The sequence below is a fragment of the Nostoc sp. NZL genome, from assembly GCF_015714705.1.
Taxonomy (GTDB): Bacteria; Cyanobacteriota; Cyanobacteriia; order Cyanobacteriales; family Nostocaceae; genus Nostoc; species Nostoc foliaceum_A.
Map to the genome: position 1 here is coordinate 1 of NZ_WBKL01000034.1, position 16,554 is coordinate 16,554.

General features: G+C 39.6%; 13 protein-coding genes and 1 pseudogene. 8 read left to right on the forward strand and 6 right to left on the reverse strand.

All coding sequences use genetic code 11. The features are described from left to right. Positions 1–204 (forward strand): annotated as a pseudogene (locus F8R90_RS04455) (ISKra4 family transposase); the annotation flags it as partial. On the opposite strand, the gene cas12k reads toward F8R90_RS04455, so the two are convergent. Further along, positions 189–1,073, reverse strand: a complete 885-nt coding sequence (cas12k, locus tag F8R90_RS04460) for a type V CRISPR-associated protein Cas12k (protein WP_196509733.1) — start codon at positions 1,071–1,073, stop codon at positions 189–191. The pseudogene F8R90_RS04455 and the gene cas12k sit on opposite strands and share 16 nt — an antisense overlap. Before the next feature lie 68 nt (positions 1,074–1,141). Between cas12k and F8R90_RS04465 the strand changes: the two genes are divergently transcribed. The 7 genes from F8R90_RS04465 to F8R90_RS04495 all read left to right on the forward strand — a co-directional run bounded on the left by F8R90_RS04465 (position 1,142) and on the right by F8R90_RS04495 (position 9,693). Beyond that, complete coding sequence (locus F8R90_RS04465; RefSeq protein ID WP_196509734.1) at positions 1,142–1,573, forward strand: MerR family transcriptional regulator; 432 nt, start codon at positions 1,142–1,144, stop codon at positions 1,571–1,573. 75 nt (positions 1,574–1,648) lie between these two features. Beyond that, positions 1,649–3,679: a DEAD/DEAH box helicase family protein gene (locus F8R90_RS04470; RefSeq protein ID WP_196509735.1), complete on the forward strand. Its 2,031-nt coding sequence runs from the start codon at positions 1,649–1,651 to the stop codon at positions 3,677–3,679. Positions 3,680–3,688: 9 nt separating this feature from the next. Continuing rightward, a complete protein-coding gene (locus tag F8R90_RS04475) occupies positions 3,689–3,874 on the forward strand; it encodes a hypothetical protein (RefSeq protein ID WP_196509736.1) in 186 nt (61 codons plus the stop codon). A gap of 9 nt (positions 3,875–3,883) precedes the next feature. Continuing rightward, the gene (locus F8R90_RS04480; RefSeq protein ID WP_196509737.1) at positions 3,884–5,533 is read left to right on the forward strand and encodes a type I restriction-modification system subunit M; all 1,650 of its coding nucleotides are present in this window, start codon (positions 3,884–3,886) and stop codon (positions 5,531–5,533) included. Beyond that, on the forward strand, positions 5,534–6,781 hold the full coding sequence (locus F8R90_RS04485) for a restriction endonuclease subunit S (protein WP_196509738.1): 1,248 nt from the start codon (positions 5,534–5,536) through the stop codon (positions 6,779–6,781). 72 nt (positions 6,782–6,853) lie between these two features. Then, entirely contained in the window at positions 6,854–8,761 is a 1,908-nt protein-coding gene (locus F8R90_RS04490; RefSeq protein WP_196509739.1) for an AAA family ATPase, read from the forward strand. Between the two features lie 5 nt (positions 8,762–8,766). Further along, positions 8,767–9,693 (forward strand): hypothetical protein, encoded by a 927-nt coding sequence (locus tag F8R90_RS04495; RefSeq protein WP_196509740.1) that lies wholly within the window; start codon positions 8,767–8,769, stop codon positions 9,691–9,693. 44 nt (positions 9,694–9,737) lie between these two features. On the opposite strand, the gene F8R90_RS04500 is transcribed toward F8R90_RS04495, so the two are convergent. The 5 genes from F8R90_RS04500 to F8R90_RS04520 form a co-directional block, all read right to left on the reverse strand. Next, positions 9,738–10,340 carry a type II toxin-antitoxin system PemK/MazF family toxin gene (locus tag F8R90_RS04500; RefSeq protein WP_196509741.1) on the reverse strand — a complete coding sequence of 201 codons (603 nt, stop codon included), beginning with the start codon at positions 10,338–10,340 and terminating at the stop codon, positions 9,738–9,740. Position 10,341: 1 nt separating this feature from the next. Continuing rightward, positions 10,342–10,821 (reverse strand): type II toxin-antitoxin system antitoxin SocA domain-containing protein, encoded by a 480-nt coding sequence (locus F8R90_RS04505; RefSeq protein WP_196509742.1) that lies wholly within the window; start codon positions 10,819–10,821, stop codon positions 10,342–10,344. Between the two features lie 494 nt (positions 10,822–11,315). After that, the gene (locus F8R90_RS04510; RefSeq protein ID WP_196509743.1) at positions 11,316–12,467 is read right to left on the reverse strand and encodes a tetratricopeptide repeat protein; all 1,152 of its coding nucleotides are present in this window, start codon (positions 12,465–12,467) and stop codon (positions 11,316–11,318) included. After that, positions 12,464–13,795 (reverse strand): tetratricopeptide repeat protein, encoded by a 1,332-nt coding sequence (locus F8R90_RS04515; protein ID WP_196509744.1) that lies wholly within the window; start codon positions 13,793–13,795, stop codon positions 12,464–12,466. The genes F8R90_RS04510 and F8R90_RS04515 overlap by 4 nt, the downstream gene beginning before the upstream one ends. A 26-nt stretch (positions 13,796–13,821) precedes the next feature. Then, complete coding sequence (locus F8R90_RS04520; RefSeq protein ID WP_230966098.1) at positions 13,822–16,497, reverse strand: CHAT domain-containing tetratricopeptide repeat protein; 2,676 nt, start codon at positions 16,495–16,497, stop codon at positions 13,822–13,824. Positions 16,498–16,554 lie beyond the last annotated feature (57 nt).

The window sequence follows — 16,554 nt, forward strand, 5'->3', positions numbered from 1 at the left end:
CTTAAAAAGCATTCAGGACGAATAGTTAACTACGAGTATTTTTCTACTGAAGGTTTATGTTCTATTGGTTCTGGCGCTGTGGAATCAGCTGTGAAACAGATTGGTAAACGTTTAAAAATTTCCGGCGCACAGTGGAAATTAGAAAACGTACCTCGGATGCTACAACTTCGATCTGCTTATCTCAATGGTCAGCTTACTACCTGATATTTTTGCAAAGGTGAGATGCTCCCGAAAGGTACTTTGCTAGATTGCCTTAAAAGGCTGTCTTGCCAAGATTTCGCCTCGGCTTCATTTGTTGGAACGGTGTGAGTGGCAACAACAATAGTTTCTAACCATTTGGTAACGGTTAAATCTCGACCTTTGGGAATTCGTGTTTCTAGCTGTTCTCTGATGCGTTCAATCTGAATTTCAAGTTTACGGCGACGTTGAGCAAATTTTTTAGCGTCTTCCTCTTTCTCGTTGATTTTGCAACCATTTTTGAGCAAATAGCTGATGGCGCAACGAGTCAAGTTATCTTCTGTATTGCGGTAAGTCTCAAATAAATTCTTTGATAAATTGCGATCGCTATCTGAGTTTTGAGCTTTTTTGCGCTTTTTAGCTTTTTTTACATTTGTTGATGGAGTTTCAGCAGTATTGAGAGAAGAAAATTGAGCCAAAATTTCAGCAGCTTTAGTGCGAAGACTATCTAAGCTGACACCACTACTTTCTAGCAATTCAACATCACTGTTGAGCATTTCCAACCAGCGAATTTTGCCTTCTAGTTGGAACTGCGATCGCTTCATTAGGGCAAACCATGATTTATAGATGTAGTTCACCAATGCGATCGCACTCGTATAAAACCGTCCAGGCTGACCAATAAACCGAGGGTCAGTTTTCAAAGGTTCACAGAGTTCTTTGACAGTACTAGTGGGGTGTTTGCCCTTTTGTCGCCAAGTCTCAAACTCTGGATGTTGATTTACCTGACGTAGTAATTCATTAATCAGTGGCGTATTTAACTCCGCCATCAACTTCCATAGTTGATGGCGTGATGATTCTGAGGCTATAAGACGACACTGAATAGTGATTTGGCTCATCGCTTTAAAACAATATTGTCTAATACTAACACAATTGTATTAAACAAGTCTTCTGTAAAATAAATTGTATGCAGGAGACATTTTTTACAAGCAAGGAAGCTGCTGAAATCACAGGCTGCACCCTTCGTCAGCTACAGTATTGGCGGGAGAGAGGGGTGATTGTTCCTGTAATCAGTGATACTGGGACAGGACGTAGTATTTATTACTCAAAGTCTAATTTGTTGGAACTGGCTGCAATGTCATATTGGCTATCTGTGGGGTTAAGTTTTGACATAGCCAGCACCACGCTGAAAAAGCTGAAAGACCAAGAGCCGGAGTTATTTACTTCAGGTAAAGGCAAGCGGTTTATGTTGTTGTCCCAAGCACAGGAGCGATCGCTTGAGCTTGTAGAGTTTGACAGAAAAAAGGCGATCGCATCTTTGGATGAAGGTAAGCCTGTAATTCCGGTGTGGTTGGACGAAATTTATCAAAAGTTGGCGCTGAAGTTGGGAAAAAGTTAAAACTTCTGGGATAAAGCGGAAAAAACACTGACGCTGAGGGCTTCGTGCTAACTTTGGTAAGACAGGAGTGATTTGATGAGCGACTTTAGCAAAGAGACAGACGCACGTATTAATATTGATGACCTTCTCCGCCAAGCAGGATGGAACCCGGCTGATAAATCTCAGGTAATAACTGAGGTTTCGGCTCAAATGGCAGATGGAAGAAGAGGTAGAGCCGATTATCTACTACTTGACCAAAGGGGTCGTCCCTTGGCTGTGATTGAAGCTAAGAAGCGTGCGATTGAGCCTTATGTTGCTAAAAATCAAGCACTTCCCTATGCTCGGAAGTTGGCAGCACCGTTTATTTTCCTCAGTAATGGCGAACTGATTTATTTCTGGGATTATCAAAACGATGATGCCCGGATTGTCAATTCTTTTTTCTCACGGCGAGATTTAGAACGATTGCTTGAGATGCGCTCAACCCGTCAACCGCTAGCTACTATTGAAATTCCTGAGTATTACACTCGACAGGGAGAAATTCGTTTAGTCCGTCCCTATCAAAGGGAAACTATGCAAGCTATTGACCATGCGGTTGAATTGGGAAAGCGGCGATTTTTACTCGAACTGCCAACTGGAACAGGTAAAACTGATTTAATTTGTCTGCAATTAAAACGCTTAATTCAATCGGGATATGCAGAAAAAATCCTGTTTTTAGTGGATAGAGAACAATTAGCAAAACAGGCACTAGAAGCAATTCAAGATGTTTTAAATCAGTATGGTAGCTACTGGCTCAAGCCGAGTGTTATCCGGCAAGAGCAGCAAATTACAGTTTGCTTACTCCAAACAATGATTAGCCGTTATCGGGAGTTTACTAGCGGCTATTTTGATGTTGTTGTGGCTGATGAATGTCACCGTTCGATTTATGGTATTTGGCAGACGGCACTTACTCACTTTGATGCGTTCCATATTGGTTTAACTGCTACGCCAGCAGCTTACATTGAACGGAATACTTTCGATTTCTACAACTACCGCAATGAGCAGCCAGATTTTACTTACTCTATTCAAACAGCATTTGAACAAAAGTATCTTGTCCCCTATCGGTTTGCCACTGGTATCACTGAAATTATTGCTGAAGGTGCTGAAGTTGATGAGGTTTCTTATGACCCAGTAGACTTTGAACGCAAGTGGACTAATGAGGCGAGTAACCGCCTAATGATGCAGGAATTTGATAGACTGGCTTGGGAGAATTATCAAGAATTAGCACCAGGACAAAAGATTGGGCCTGGTAAATCAATAGTATTTGCTTTGACAAAAAATCATGCGGCGCGGTTGACAAGATATCTGAACGAGTTACATCCAGAATGTAAGGGGCATTACGCTGAAGTAATTACAAGTGATGTCTCTAATGCTAATGATTTAATTCGCCAGTTCAAATATGAGGATTATCCACAAGTTGCAGTCAGTGTTGATATGCTCAATACTGGCTTTGATTGCCGGGAAGTTTTACATTTAGTTATGTGTCGGACAGTGCGGAGTCCAATTCTTTATCAGCAAATTCGTGGACGGGGGACAAGGACTGCACCACATATTGATAAACGCAAGTTTGTTATTTATGATTTCTTTGGAAATCACGAATATTTTAATGATAGCGATACTGATATTTATGCTGAAACTGGTCGAGGTCATGTATCAATTAGAAGCAACCAGCAACAATCCCGTCCTCGGTCAGAATTAATTGAATTAGGACTGAAGGATAGATGGCAGCAATATGTCAGTTATGTAGAAGTAGGTACAGAAGGGGAACGGGTTGATAAACGGGATTATGTCACTAACTGGGAGCAAACTATTCAATCTGCTGTAAATAATGATCCAACACTCCAGAAAATCCGGGATGGAGAGTTGTTGACGGAAAGAGAAGAAACGGAACTGGTACAGCGCTTGAATACACCCCGGTACTACTTTAATGAAGAAAACCTGCGGCGAGCTTACCGCAATTATAATGGTAGCCTGATTGATTTTATTCGGGCTGCATTGGGAATATTAAAGCTTAAAAGTCACGAGGAATTACTAGAAGAAAACTTTAGAGCTTGGTTGGTTTCTCACTCTTTCGCACCAGCCCAAGCTTAGTATCTTTCTTTGTTGAAAAATCGGGGTATTGCCAAAGGTCTGCTAACCATAGATGATTTATTCTTGCCACCCCTCTCAGTTCTTAATGCTGCTGGTTTAGGTATAGAACTGTTTGGTGAGCAGGGATTGCGGGATATTTTTGATGAACTAAACCGCTCTGTGTTCGCGGTAGATGCTACAGGTACAGAGGGTTAAGAGAAAAATATGGATTCAGAAATTCGTCGCAAACTCAAGCATATTACTGATACTTTATGGGCTGGTGGGGTAACAAATCCTGTCACCTACATTGAACAGATTTCTTACCTGATATACCTGAAGCTGTTGGATGAAGAGGAAGCAAATCGGGAGTTACGCGATCGCCTCACAGGTAATAATGGTAATGCTAAATTACTATTTCCCCAGCAAGCAGAACGTTATCGCTGGTCAAAATGGCGTTTCAAGAGTGGTACTGAACTACGGGACTTTCTGCGGGATGAAGTTTTCCCCTATATGGCGAATTCTTTGCTGAAAGATGAGCCAAAAGTGGCAGAGTATTTCCGGGATGCAGTTTTAGAAATTAATGACCCGAATGTTCTCAAGTTGGTGGTTGATGAACTCGATACCTTGGATTTCCTCAAAATGGGTCAGGATGTCAAAGGTGATATTTTTGAGTACCTGTTAACCCATTTAGGTCAATCTGCGCTTAATGGTCAATTCCGTACTCCCCGACAGATACGGGCGTTTATGGTGGAGATGGTTGACCCTGATTTAGGGGATACTATCTGTGATTTGGCTTGTGGAACAGCAGGATTTTTGATTGATAGTATTGAGTATATCTTGGCTAAATACAGCGAAAATCCGATAGAAGTGCCGATTTACGGTGAAGATTGGCTGGAAAAACGGGGACTGAGTTTGGCCCAAGCAAAACAGCAAATCCCCAATCTCCAGACTTATCGCAAGGGAAATGGGGATAGATTGCCTGATTGGAAACTCTTGGAAGAGTCGATTTATGGCTTTGATGTCTCCCGCCAGATGATGCGAATTTCGATGATGAACTTGGTGCTGCATGGAATTCGCAACGCCAAGCTGAAAGTAGCAAATGTATTGTCAGATATGGGGGGGCTGACAGAAGATGATTTGCGCCGTCGCTATAAGGTGATGTTTGATAATCCCCCTTTTGCGGGAACGTTACCCAAAGATTCTATCCGTGCGGATTTACCGACAAATTCCAAAAAAAGTGAATTGCTGTTTTTGGCTGCAATCATGAAGTCTTTGGTAGCGGGTGGAAAGTGTGCGGTGGTTGTCCCAGAAGGGTTACTGTTTGGTTCTACTGGCGCTCATGTAGATTTGCGGAAAAAACTGGTGACAGAATTTGATTTATTGGCAGTAGTTTCTTTACCTGCGGGGGTGTTTAAGCCATATACCGGGGTGAAGACGGCGGTGCTGGTAGTTCGCAATCCAATGGAATCTGCGGTGCGTCAGGTGAATCAAGTTTGGTTCTATGAAGTTAAAAATGATGGTTACGATCCTGATAAGATTTCCGGCGGGGGTAGACCGGAAACGCCAGAACTTAACGATATTCCCAATTTATTAAAGCAGTGGAAGGTTTATCGGGAGTCGGGTTTTGTGCAACCTCCAGGTTTTGAAAAGGGGGAGTTGCTGAAGCCGGGAAGTGAGGAACCCCGATGCTGGTGGGCATCTTTGGATACTATTGCCGAAAATGATTACAATTTAGCTGCTGGGCGTTATAAGCCACAGGTAACTGAGGCTGTTTCTGATGATGATCCGGTTAAGTTGATTCGAGAAGTGTTGGACATTGAGCGAGAAATTGCCTCTGGGTTAGAAAAGCTGCTTAGTGATGTGGAGGCAGTTTAAATGGAATCTGCATTTTTTAAACAGAAAATATTTTTTCAACTACCTTTTGAATTTGCTGTCATAGACACTACAGGTGGTCAACCAAAACTGCAAAAGCGAGAGTATTTGTCAGAGGGAGCTTATCCAGTTATTGATCAAAGTCAAGAACCAATAGCTGGTTATACAGATGATTATCAGATGTTATATCAAGGATCGCTACCAGTAATATTGTTTGGTGATCACACACGCATTTTTAAATATGTAGATTTTCCTTTTGTCCTTGGTGCTGATGGAGTAAAAGTCCTTACATCAAGAGATTATTATAATACCAAATTTATTTATTTCTATTTCCAGTCAAACTCAATTCCAAGTCGAGGATATAGTCGTCATTTTAAATTCTTAAAAGAAATAACTATTCCTTTTTTTGTCCCATCTGAACAACGCCGCATAGTCGAGATTCTAGATCAAGCTGATACACTGCGAAGAATGCGGGCTGATGCTGATGCAAAAGCAGAGTGCATTTTGCCTGCGCTATTCATTAAAATGTTTGGTGAGCCATCAACTTGGACAGATGTAAATACTGAACCTCTGGGGAGTTTAGTAAATATTCAGAGTGGGGGAACACCCTCGAAAAAAAATCCAGATTATTGGGATGGTGATATTCCTTGGGTATCTCCCAAAGATATGAAGCAAGATATAATTTTTGATTCTATTGACCATATATCTCAAAAAGCAATAGCAGAAACGAATATAAAATATGTAGAGCCAGGTGCAATCTTAATTGTAGTTAGGGGTATGATTCTAGCGCATACCATTCCTATTACATTAGCAGCTACTCGATTAACAATTAATCAAGATATGAAAGCACTTTATCCTAATTGTAATGATATTGATTCAACATATCTACACGCTGCATTAAAAGCATCTAGTCGTAAAATATTATCCCAAGTGGGTACAGCAGGACATGGCACAAGAAAATTTGATACTGACGAACTACTTAAGTTGCCAATTTTAATTCCCTCTCAGGAACAGTTGAAGAAATTCCAGATAGCAGTTACAGAGTGTAGAGCAAGTTTGGCTGGTATCAGTATAACAAAAGAAAAACTAGAAAAATTATTTGATGTTCTCCTTTATCGTGCTTTTACTGGAGAACTGACAGCCAAATGGCGGGAAGCACACATGAGAGAACTGCTTGCAGAAATGGAGGAACAAGCAAAAGCCTTTAATTTGAGAGATAACGCAGATCCTCAGCAGCTTTCTCTGTTATAAAAATACTGACCTCAGAATACACTGATGACACTTATAGAATAAATGTCTAAAATGTATCATTAATATACAAATATGCCTAAAAAAAATTACCCTCCCCGCAAAACAGATTCATCAGCTAAAAAGAAAGCCAATTCGCCCATAACTGGTTTCCGTATCAGTAATTTCAAAGCTTTTGCTGACACTCAATACATCCCCATTCGTCCCCTCACGCTGATTTATGGCGCTAATAGTTCCGGTAAATCGAGTGTACTTCACAGCCTGTTGCTGGCGCATCACGCCATTACAAACGAAGGTGAGTTAGATGTTTATCGCACAGAAGCCGGAGGTGATTCTGTTGATTTGGGAGGTTTTGGGCAATATGTTCATAAACGCGATCGCACTAAGCCAATTGAGTGGATATTTGATCTAGACCCCAAACACCTAAATTTACAGGATATAGAACCTATATATAGTAATCATTTAGAGAGCTTGTTAAAAACTGTTAATAAGTTGACTGCGCGTATTCAAATTGGTAGTGATCGAGTAGAAAGAAGACAAATACGAGTGCGTTCATTCATCATTGAAGCTGATGATCGCGAAGTTTTAAGAATGTCTGAAATTCCTGGAAGGAATAGTCTTACGTTAAATAATACTGGTGATGCTCCAATTATTAATCAGCTGATTGACGCGATGCTAGGGCGTATAGAATCTACTTCAAAACCAAGTCCCCCATCTGTCCAAGAACTGCAAAAAGCCATTTATGAATTAGTAAGAAAAACTACCGCACAAGTTTCTTGCTTACTACCAACACAACTTGAAACCAGAAATCATGATGATGATGATCATAGCCTAACTGTAAACCGCAAATCCGATTTAACAACAGGAGATTTGACTCTTATATTAGCGTCTTTATTTGTTGGACAACTTAGTACATTAATCGAAATAATTAATGACGCTATAGAGGATGAAATTGGTCGTTTGCAATATTTGGGGCCATTTCGCACTTATCCACCCCGGCACTTTGCCTTTTCTGGACAGCAAGATCCTAATTGGAATGCTGGTGGTGGTTACGCTTGGGACGTTTTATTGAATAATACTGAAGTCCGCCAAAAGGTAAACGCTTGGTTAGGGGATAGTAACAGAATGAAAACCCCCTATGAGTTGAGGGTGCGTACTTTATTATCAGATTCACATTTAGAGCATGAACTTTACTCTCGCCTTACCAAAAGCTTACACGATTTCACAGTTGAGTTGGTTTTTCACGCAGCAGGATTTGGGGAAGAGATTCAAAAAGAAATTGAACGCCTAATAGCTGATTTAGAAACTACAGGTATCGCAAACAACCAATTTTGGCAAATATATATTTTGAAGTCGGCAGTAGATTCAAACTCATACAGCTTAATGAGGTATGCTTCTTCCGATTTGGATTATCCTAACCGTTCTCTCCCGGAAATTGAACATATTGTTTCAATGATGACCGATATTGAGAGTCTATCAGAAATCTGGGTAGAGGATATGACTTCAAAAGGCGATCGCATTTCAGATTTAGTCTTGATTGACAAAAGAACTCAAACACCACTCAGTCACCGGGACGTAGGCATTGGCATTAGTCAAGTTATTCCGATTCTAGTATCTTGTTATGCTCTATCGGATGCGTTGGTTGCCATTGAACAGCCTGAAATTCATCTACATCCAAAACTGCAAGCAGAACTAGGGGATGTGTTCATTGAGTCTGCACTTGGAAAACAAAAAAACACTTTTATGCTGGAAACTCACAGTGAACATTTACTTCTGGGAATTATGCGACGGATGAGAGAAACCTTTAATAACGAACTCCCAGAAGGTTGTCTACCTGTGCGACCAGAAGATGTTTCTGTATTGTTTGTAGAAGCAGACAGTGAGGGTAGTATAGTGCGCGAAATGCCTTTGAACAAGAGAGGTGAACTTGTCAAAGCATGGCCAGGAGGATTTTTTGAAGAAGAATTAGATGAGATATTTTAATAAATATGTTAGTTGAATACGCTTTAATTCCTGATATTTTTGACGCTAACTGCTACGATTACCCTGAATTATGTAGCTCTCGCATTGAATATATTAAAGATGCCCTTCTTGAAGAAGCATTAGTTCGTGACTTGAGAAATGGCGAGTTGTGTAAATATTTTCAAACTTGTCTCAAGAAAAATGGGGATTTTTGGCCATCACGTTCCAAAGAAATTATCAAAAAACTGATTAAGCAAAACCGATTTCGTCGTGTTCCTGCTGCTCAAGACACTACTCCGTCTAACTATTTAGAATGGTGTCATGAAGCAATTAGTTCTCATAACCAAGAGCCTTTAAACGGGGTAATCACTACACAATTACACGCTACAGCAGTTTCAAAACCTGATATAGTAGCATCAATTGATAAACTTCCCGGTGCAGATTGGTGGCGAAACAGAAGTCCCTCAGTTCGGCTACATAGAACAACAAACGATTATCTTCGTCATCTCCAGTTACTTCTTTGCCATGCGAATTCTATTATGTTTATCGATCCCTATCTTGATCCACTAAAAGGTCACTATAGGGAGTTTAATAAATTACTGGCAGCAATTAAAAATCCTGATGAACCACCAGCTATTGAAATTCATATATGCTATTTAGCAGACTCTATAACAAAAAGTGAATATGAAGCAGATTTCCGCAGTAAATTATCTGGTGTCATTAATAAAGCAGGACTTACTGTAAAAGTTTTTATTTGGGATCAATTTCATGATCGTTATCTGATTAGCAATCTTATGGGTATTAAATTAAATAATGGCTTCGATATTAGCGATAACCCTCAAGAAATGACTACATGGGGAAGACTGGGGCGTTCAGATAGAGACGATATTCAGCGCGAATTTGATCCCGCATCAGGACGGCATAAAGTGCAACATAGATTCACTGTATCGTGAAAATGTCTATGGGAAATAGTTATCAACGTTAAATGTCCTATTTATTATGAGCCTAAATTGTTGATTAATTCTTCTATTGCTAAATCCTTGGTATGTTCAGGTAGATGATCAAAGACTTTTTTCAAAAGTTCTGGAGACGCATTTTGAGCAAACCAGTCTTCACTAGGATTCTCTTGAATATTCAATAAATACTTTAACCGTTCTTCTATAGCTTCTTTATCTGGTTTATCCAATTGTCCAATTCTATCTAACCAATTGGCTGATGAGTCTTTGAAGCAATTAGCATCAACAGTACATATTTGATGAACTAAAGCGTATGAACTTTTATCAAGACCATTTCTACTTGTAGAGTTAATTGGATATGTGGTTGGTAAACCGTTAAATGTTCCTTGTGAAGTCAGAGGAATAACGGAAAATGTTGCTATATATCCAGATTCATTTTGAAATTGATCGCTTGTCCAGATGATATAAGGATGTATCCCTCTGAAAACCCTACTTGAATTAATATTCTCAGTGCAAGTTTGACATTCTACTTCACTTGGCTCATCTAAATTATAAATATGAACATGACCCAGTTTGCAACGAAGAGATACCCTATATGGATTTATGGAATAGATCCAACCTTGTCTAGGTCTTTGTCCAGCCACTTTACAATCCTAATTCACTGACTAATTTTTCTCTTTCTGCTTGTAAGTTAAGTCTAGCTTTTTCTTCTGGTCGATGGGTATTTTTTGCTTCCAGCATTGGAGCAGTGCTATATACATACTCTAGTAACTGATTCAGTTTATCTGGGCCAGCCCATTCTCTCCGAATATTATCCAGCATGAACTTAAGACTTAGAGGTATTTGCAAATCATCTACCTGAGCAGCTTCATCTACAGGTCTAATGTATGTTGCATTTTCCTGAGATTCTTGAATAATTTCTTTCCCATTCATTTGATTTAAAGCAGCATCTATACCCTGATTCCAAGGGCCAAATTGATAATAACACCAATCTAGATCAGTCAGCTGCTTTCCTGTCCACTTAACAGAGTAAAGATCAGCTAAATACAAAAACTTGATCAACTGTGTTTTTGTAATATGCCCTTTTGTCGCGTAGACAAAATATTTTATTAGTTTATCCAACATGACCTTTCTCTCTGCTAACTGCCACAAAATAGTCTAATTAATGAACAAATATAAATGTATATAAAGATTCATAATCCTTTTTATTTAATAAAATATAAAGATTTTATACAATGTTTCTATCGGTTAATTATAGTTGTTTTTTTTGCAATCTTTAACACTTTTTGGCTTACTCATCGTAGACCACAGTATATTTGTACTAATATAATAGTACACGATTAATGTAACCGACACAATCTTTGACTAAAATCTCATGTGTTGTAAGTGCCTCATGGACTTGTCGCATTTCGTTGAATAACCTTTTGCCACTTTACCATTTCCGTAGACGACACAAAGCACCTTTGACACCAAGCATCCACCCACAATGCTGGAACTTTGAACCTTGCCCCACAGTTTGGGTACTCTGAAAGTAAGCTTTACCCTCAGCTGATTGTTTCAGCAGGGACTAGAAAGACAAATTCATGGAGCGATCGCACCAAAAGTTTGAGCAAGAGAGGCTATTGTTGCTGTAGGCTTTCTATTTGCTGCTGTAAAAAATTGGCACGTCTACTATCACCTAACAAAGTGTATCCATCCTTAGCTTGAGAATACCAACTTATAGCCTGCTTATTATCATCTATTGCAGTATAGACTTCTCCTAAAGCGAATTGGGCTAATATCTTCTCTTCTAAATCTTCATCACTTTTGGCAAGTTTGATTGCTGCCAAATAGTTGTCTATTGCCTTTTGAGCTAATCCAGTTTGCCAGTAAATATCTCCTAACGAGCGATAAATTATTGTTGATTGCTTACCTATTTTTGCTGAAGTTTCTAAGGTTGCGATCGCATCTGCACTCAAGTTGTAGCTTTTGAAGGTATCAGTAGTCAGACCATAGGCTTGAATTGCATCTTGCGGTAAAGTGTAGCGGCTGTAAAGATTTGCCAACATTAGAGCAGTTACTTGTTCATTTAATCCTAATTTAGTTATTTTAGTTACTTCAGATTGGATAGCTGCTGCCTCATATTTACGTAGCACTCTAAAATCTAGGTTAGACGTGCCTTCGTCCTGAGATGTTTTGCCAGTATTGGCTTTAACGACTAATGAATAGCTTTTTCCTAGTTGTAATGGAGGTAAACCAGGATAAACTAGAGAATTGTTTTTGACCTGCTTTTGCCACACTACTCCTGTAGAAGTCTGCAAAGTTACCGTATATTGCGTAGCTTTAGGTATAGCATTCCAACGGAAAGTAGGAGTACTGCTTAACAGTAGGGTATGGCGAGGAGTAATGAAATAGGGAATCAGGGGATTAGTGCCGCCTAGAGTCCCAGCAGATGGAGGCGCTTTAGATATAATTGCTCGCCAAAAAGGACAGATTGTTTTTAAACCTGATGGCACTCCTATGGGAACAAATGGTTTGGAGAGATTAGGGCAAACTACTCTCACCCTGACACCCTTATCAGGCTTGATCTGATCGCCTTGATTTAATTCTGTTCCCACAGAAACAGGACGAAAATCTGACCAATCAGGGCGTTTGAGGAAAATTATGCCTGTTGAGGAATCAATTCTGGCCGAGTAGACAACTGCTGGTTGACTTTGGGCGATGGTTGTTTCTGCCATTAACACTACTACTCCTAATACCAATATTTTGCCAGTTAGATTCAATCCAATCATTTCCCATTCTCCTGTTCTGTTAAACGTTTTTGAGCAGTAATAACCCAACTATCTTCATCAGTACTAGAAGCAATATCGGCATATTGAATACAAGTTTCCCATTCTTTAAGAGCGCTTTTTTTATCTTTTTGCGCTTCCATTACCTGCGCTAATAGACAGTGGGGGGTAGCAATGTTCTTTGTTAATTTGGCGGATTGTTGTAAGTCAATTGCTTCTAGTAATTTTGCTTCTGCATCTGGGTAATGGCTTTGCATGAGTCTTGCCCAACCGAGATTTTTCAATAAAGCGTGTTTAGTTTCTGCACTAGGCTTTAACTTCTGTTCATCAGCCAATGTTTTTAACAGCAAGTTAGCCGCAACCGGATAGTTTTTATTAAGGATGTAAAGACGAGAAAGATTATTGATCGCATCGGGAATATTATCTTGTGCCGCAATTTGGTATTCTGTACGTGCAAGATCAAGTTTTTGCAATTCTTCGTAGAGTAACCCTAACCGAAAGTGGGTTAGGGTATCATCAGGGTTAAGTTTGATTGCTCGTTGATAATTTTCTTCAGCACTTCCCCAGTCACCCTCGTTGTAGTTGTTGAAGCCCCATTTATTGTATTGAGTGGCAATTTGGGGCAGAGATAGCCGCAGACCTAATAATCCAATTACTAATAAGAATGAAAAACCTGCACTAATTTCATGCCAGAATCGCTCTGGTATTTTCAACCTTTTAAGAGTGCGTTTGTAGGCTTCTTGTCCTGCTAGAGTCAGTGCGCCGCCAGCAGTCAGCAAGGTCAAAATGCTTTGTGTACTGACTGCTACTGCGCCTAGTGTATCAGGCCCACCTGTGAGGAAACGAGATGAAATGTCTCCGACTAAACCAAGAGAAATAGTCAGCGAAGATATAGAAACGGCACTCCAAAACCAATCAAGCTGATCCCAAAATTTATGAGGCTTTCTTTCAGGTTGTAATGACCACCACCACGCTTCTTTAGGAGGATTGAAGCTAGTTTGCCAATCAACAGTTTCGCAGATGGTGGCGATCGCTCCAGCATTATCTTTGAGTATCTTGTCTAGTTGAGCGATCGCGGCTAAACTCTCTCCAGATGTGTGCGTAGTATCTGCCAATGCTGCTTGGACTTCATCTCGTGCTGTCAATACCTCGAAAACCTGTGTTGGTGTCAGTTGCTTTTGTGATGCTTCTTTTTGAGTTGTTTGATCTGCATCCATAACGACCTGAGAATTTGCTGATTGGTTAGGAACAGAAGCATCAATGGTAGTCTTGAATTTCTCAATTGCTTTTTTATAGCGTGTTATTGCCTGTTGTAGGCGAGAATCAATCATAAGCACAATAAATGAGTAATTATAATTTATTTTGCTTCACCAATCAGTGTAAATGCTGCCCAATCTTTAGGGTTAGGATGCTGTTTCATTGTTTTGAGCATTGCTTGACGTAAAGCTTGAGCTTTATTTAGCTTGCGCTCTTGCCAGTTGCGATAAAATTCAGTCATCAATTCAGCTGTCGGTGCATCGGGTACTGACCACAAAGAAACAATGACGCTGGGTGTACCTGCGGTAATCAACGAACGGGATAGACCAATTACACCATCACCTGTAATTTGACCTCGCCCAGTATCGCAAGCACTCAGAACAACTAAATCAGCATTTAGCTTCAGGTCTAAAATTTCATTGGCGGTAAGTAAGCCATCGTTGAGTTCACCATTACCAGAGGGCGCAAGGGCGATCGCACCTGGTACACCTAGTCCTTTAAAATCATCTAACAACCCATGTGTGGCTAAATGAATAATCCTAGCTTGCGATAGCTTGGGTAAAATTTTGGCTTTTATAGCTTGTTTGCCTGTAAATGCCTCAGTTTTAAATAGTTTGGCTATTTCTTTTGCTTCTTGTTCTGCTGCTGGTAAGTTAGACAACTGCTGAGGTGAATCGCCAAGTTTGGTAGTCACTTCAGGCATTGTAGGATTACCCACAACCAATGCTGCTTGCAAATCTGCGGGACGTGGCTTGAGTCTTTGTTGATTAGTGAGATTTAAAACTTGAATCGCAGGTGCAGAGAGAATTGTATGTTTTTCAATCAAATATTTACCATCAGCATCCTGTAAGGCGGGAAAGGGAACTAGAAACAGCTGACCTTGAGGAATGAAGATGACATGAGAGTTTGGATCTTTAGGGAGAATGTCAGCAATGGGATCAATTAGTAATTTGTGTAGTTGCTGTAATTGTTTTTTCTGATCTGCTGCATCAACTACAGATTCTATCTCGATGCTTGCACGTCCTCTGACACCAATGGACTCACGGCTGCTAGTCACAAGCTTTGCTAGAGAAGTGTCTAAAGATTTTTTGAGGTCAATGGAGCGAAACTCTATTTTACCTGTAGGTTGAACGACCCAAATGTAGAGGTCTTTATCAGAAACAATCGAGTATTCAACTACAGAAGCATTTTGTGTTTGGGCAATTTGTTTAATTTGCTCAAGATTGACGATGAATTTTTTTTGCAAAGATTCAGGATTCTGGTTTTGTAGATCGGGGGATAACTTGGATGTTAATAACTCAATAAATGCTTTTGCTCGTCCCCTTTCAGCTACTTCTAGCGCCTGATTAGTTTTTTGTTGAGCAACTAAGGTTGTTTGCAAAAATCGGTAAGCGGATTGTTGCGTTTCAAAAATGGAGATTTTATTTTGATCAGTTAATCCAGGTCGCAAGGATTCCCAAGCTCTTATAGCATCGTAGAAAGCTTTTTCAGCTGCTATTAAATTACCAAAACTTAGGTACTGTACCCCGATATTGTTCAAAGTTATGCCAATGTTCGGGCGATCGTTTAATTTTTGATGAATGGCTAAAGCTTGTTGGAAAAACTTCAGTGCCTCCTGATCTTGTCCTCTAATATTGTATATTAGACCGATGTTGCTGCGAGTTTGGGCTTCGTTAACACGGCTGCCCATTTTTTGATGAATATCTAAGGCTTTTTGCAAAAACTCCAGCGCTTTATCAGGCTGTTTCCAAGATAAATAAAGACTACCAAGATTGTTAAGAGTAGTAGCAATGCTTGCTTGAGCGTCTAATTTTTTGTCAATGGCTAGGGCTTTTTCATAAACTTCCAGTGCTTCCGGGTACTGTCCTGAGTCTTGATAAATTAATCCAATGTTGTTCAATGATTGAGATAATAATTCAGAATCACCATATTTTTCAGCAATGTCTAAGGATTGCTGTAGAGATTCCAATGCTTTTTTATCCTGTCCTATAATGCGGTAATTCTCAGCAAGATTGCTGAGAGTTTTAGCTTCTTGAGGTGAATTATTTAATTTTTTATGAAATACCAAAGCTTGTTGATAAGATTCTATAGCTTTCTGATACTCCCCCGTCAGGTGATAATTTGTTCCTATTAAATTAAGGATAATACCTTTAAGCTTTTCATTTTTTACAGATTGAGCAGTAACTAAAGCTTGTTGTAAAAAAGACAAGGCATTTTGATACTTACCAGAAGCTTTATAAGATGCACCTATGTTGTAAAGGGTTTCGGCTGCCTCAAGATGATTGCCCATTTTTTCATGCATAGCTAAGGCTTGCTGATAGTAATCTAAGGCTTTTTCATACTCTCTCTGATTATTATAAATATCGCCAATATTGTTAATAATTCTTCCTTCTATACTAAGGCGACCTAATTCTTTACTAATAGCTAAAGCTTGGTGATAAGCTTCCAAAGCTTGGGAATCGTCGTTTAAATACTTATAAGTTACCCCTATGTTATAGAGACCTACGGCTTCACCTTGGCGATCGCCTATTTCTCGCCAAATTATCAGAGCTTTTTGGAAATTAGCCAATGCTTCTGAAAATTTTCTGCTGTTATGTTGTTGAAAACCCTCTTTAGTTAGTCGATTTGCTTCTGTGTGGCGTTCTGTAATTTTACCTTCTGTCGCAGTTGGTAACTGTGCTAGAGCCTGTTTACATTCTGGGTATATTCCTATCAATTGTCCAAATAAAACAAGAATGAATAACAGGCTTAGGCGAAAACTATGATTTAGTGACATATTGAGTCTGCTCCTAGCAGTCAGGAAATAATAGGATTCTGTTTTATGGGTAGTTCG

What these genes read in the sequence shown, in the direction of transcription:
- cas12k (WP_196509733.1), bottom strand. Translation starts at nt 1,073, where the DNA reads ATGAGCCAAATCACTATTCAGTGTCGTCTTATAGCCTCAGAATCATCA.
- F8R90_RS04465 (WP_196509734.1), top strand. Translation starts at nt 1,142, where the DNA reads ATGCAGGAGACATTTTTTACAAGCAAGGAAGCTGCTGAAATCACAGGC.
- F8R90_RS04470 (WP_196509735.1), top strand. Translation starts at nt 1,649, where the DNA reads ATGAGCGACTTTAGCAAAGAGACAGACGCACGTATTAATATTGATGAC.
- F8R90_RS04480 (WP_196509737.1), top strand. Translation starts at nt 3,884, where the DNA reads ATGGATTCAGAAATTCGTCGCAAACTCAAGCATATTACTGATACTTTA.
- F8R90_RS04485 (WP_196509738.1), top strand. Translation starts at nt 5,534, where the DNA reads ATGGAATCTGCATTTTTTAAACAGAAAATATTTTTTCAACTACCTTTT.
- F8R90_RS04490 (WP_196509739.1), top strand. Translation starts at nt 6,854, where the DNA reads ATGCCTAAAAAAAATTACCCTCCCCGCAAAACAGATTCATCAGCTAAA.
- F8R90_RS04495 (WP_196509740.1), top strand. Translation starts at nt 8,767, where the DNA reads ATGTTAGTTGAATACGCTTTAATTCCTGATATTTTTGACGCTAACTGC.
- F8R90_RS04505 (WP_196509742.1), bottom strand. Translation starts at nt 10,821, where the DNA reads ATGTTGGATAAACTAATAAAATATTTTGTCTACGCGACAAAAGGGCAT.
- F8R90_RS04510 (WP_196509743.1), bottom strand. Translation starts at nt 12,467, where the DNA reads ATGATTGGATTGAATCTAACTGGCAAAATATTGGTATTAGGAGTAGTA.
- F8R90_RS04515 (WP_196509744.1), bottom strand. Translation starts at nt 13,795, where the DNA reads ATGATTGATTCTCGCCTACAACAGGCAATAACACGCTATAAAAAAGCA.
- F8R90_RS04520 (WP_230966098.1), bottom strand. Translation starts at nt 16,497, where the DNA reads ATGTCACTAAATCATAGTTTTCGCCTAAGCCTGTTATTCATTCTTGTT.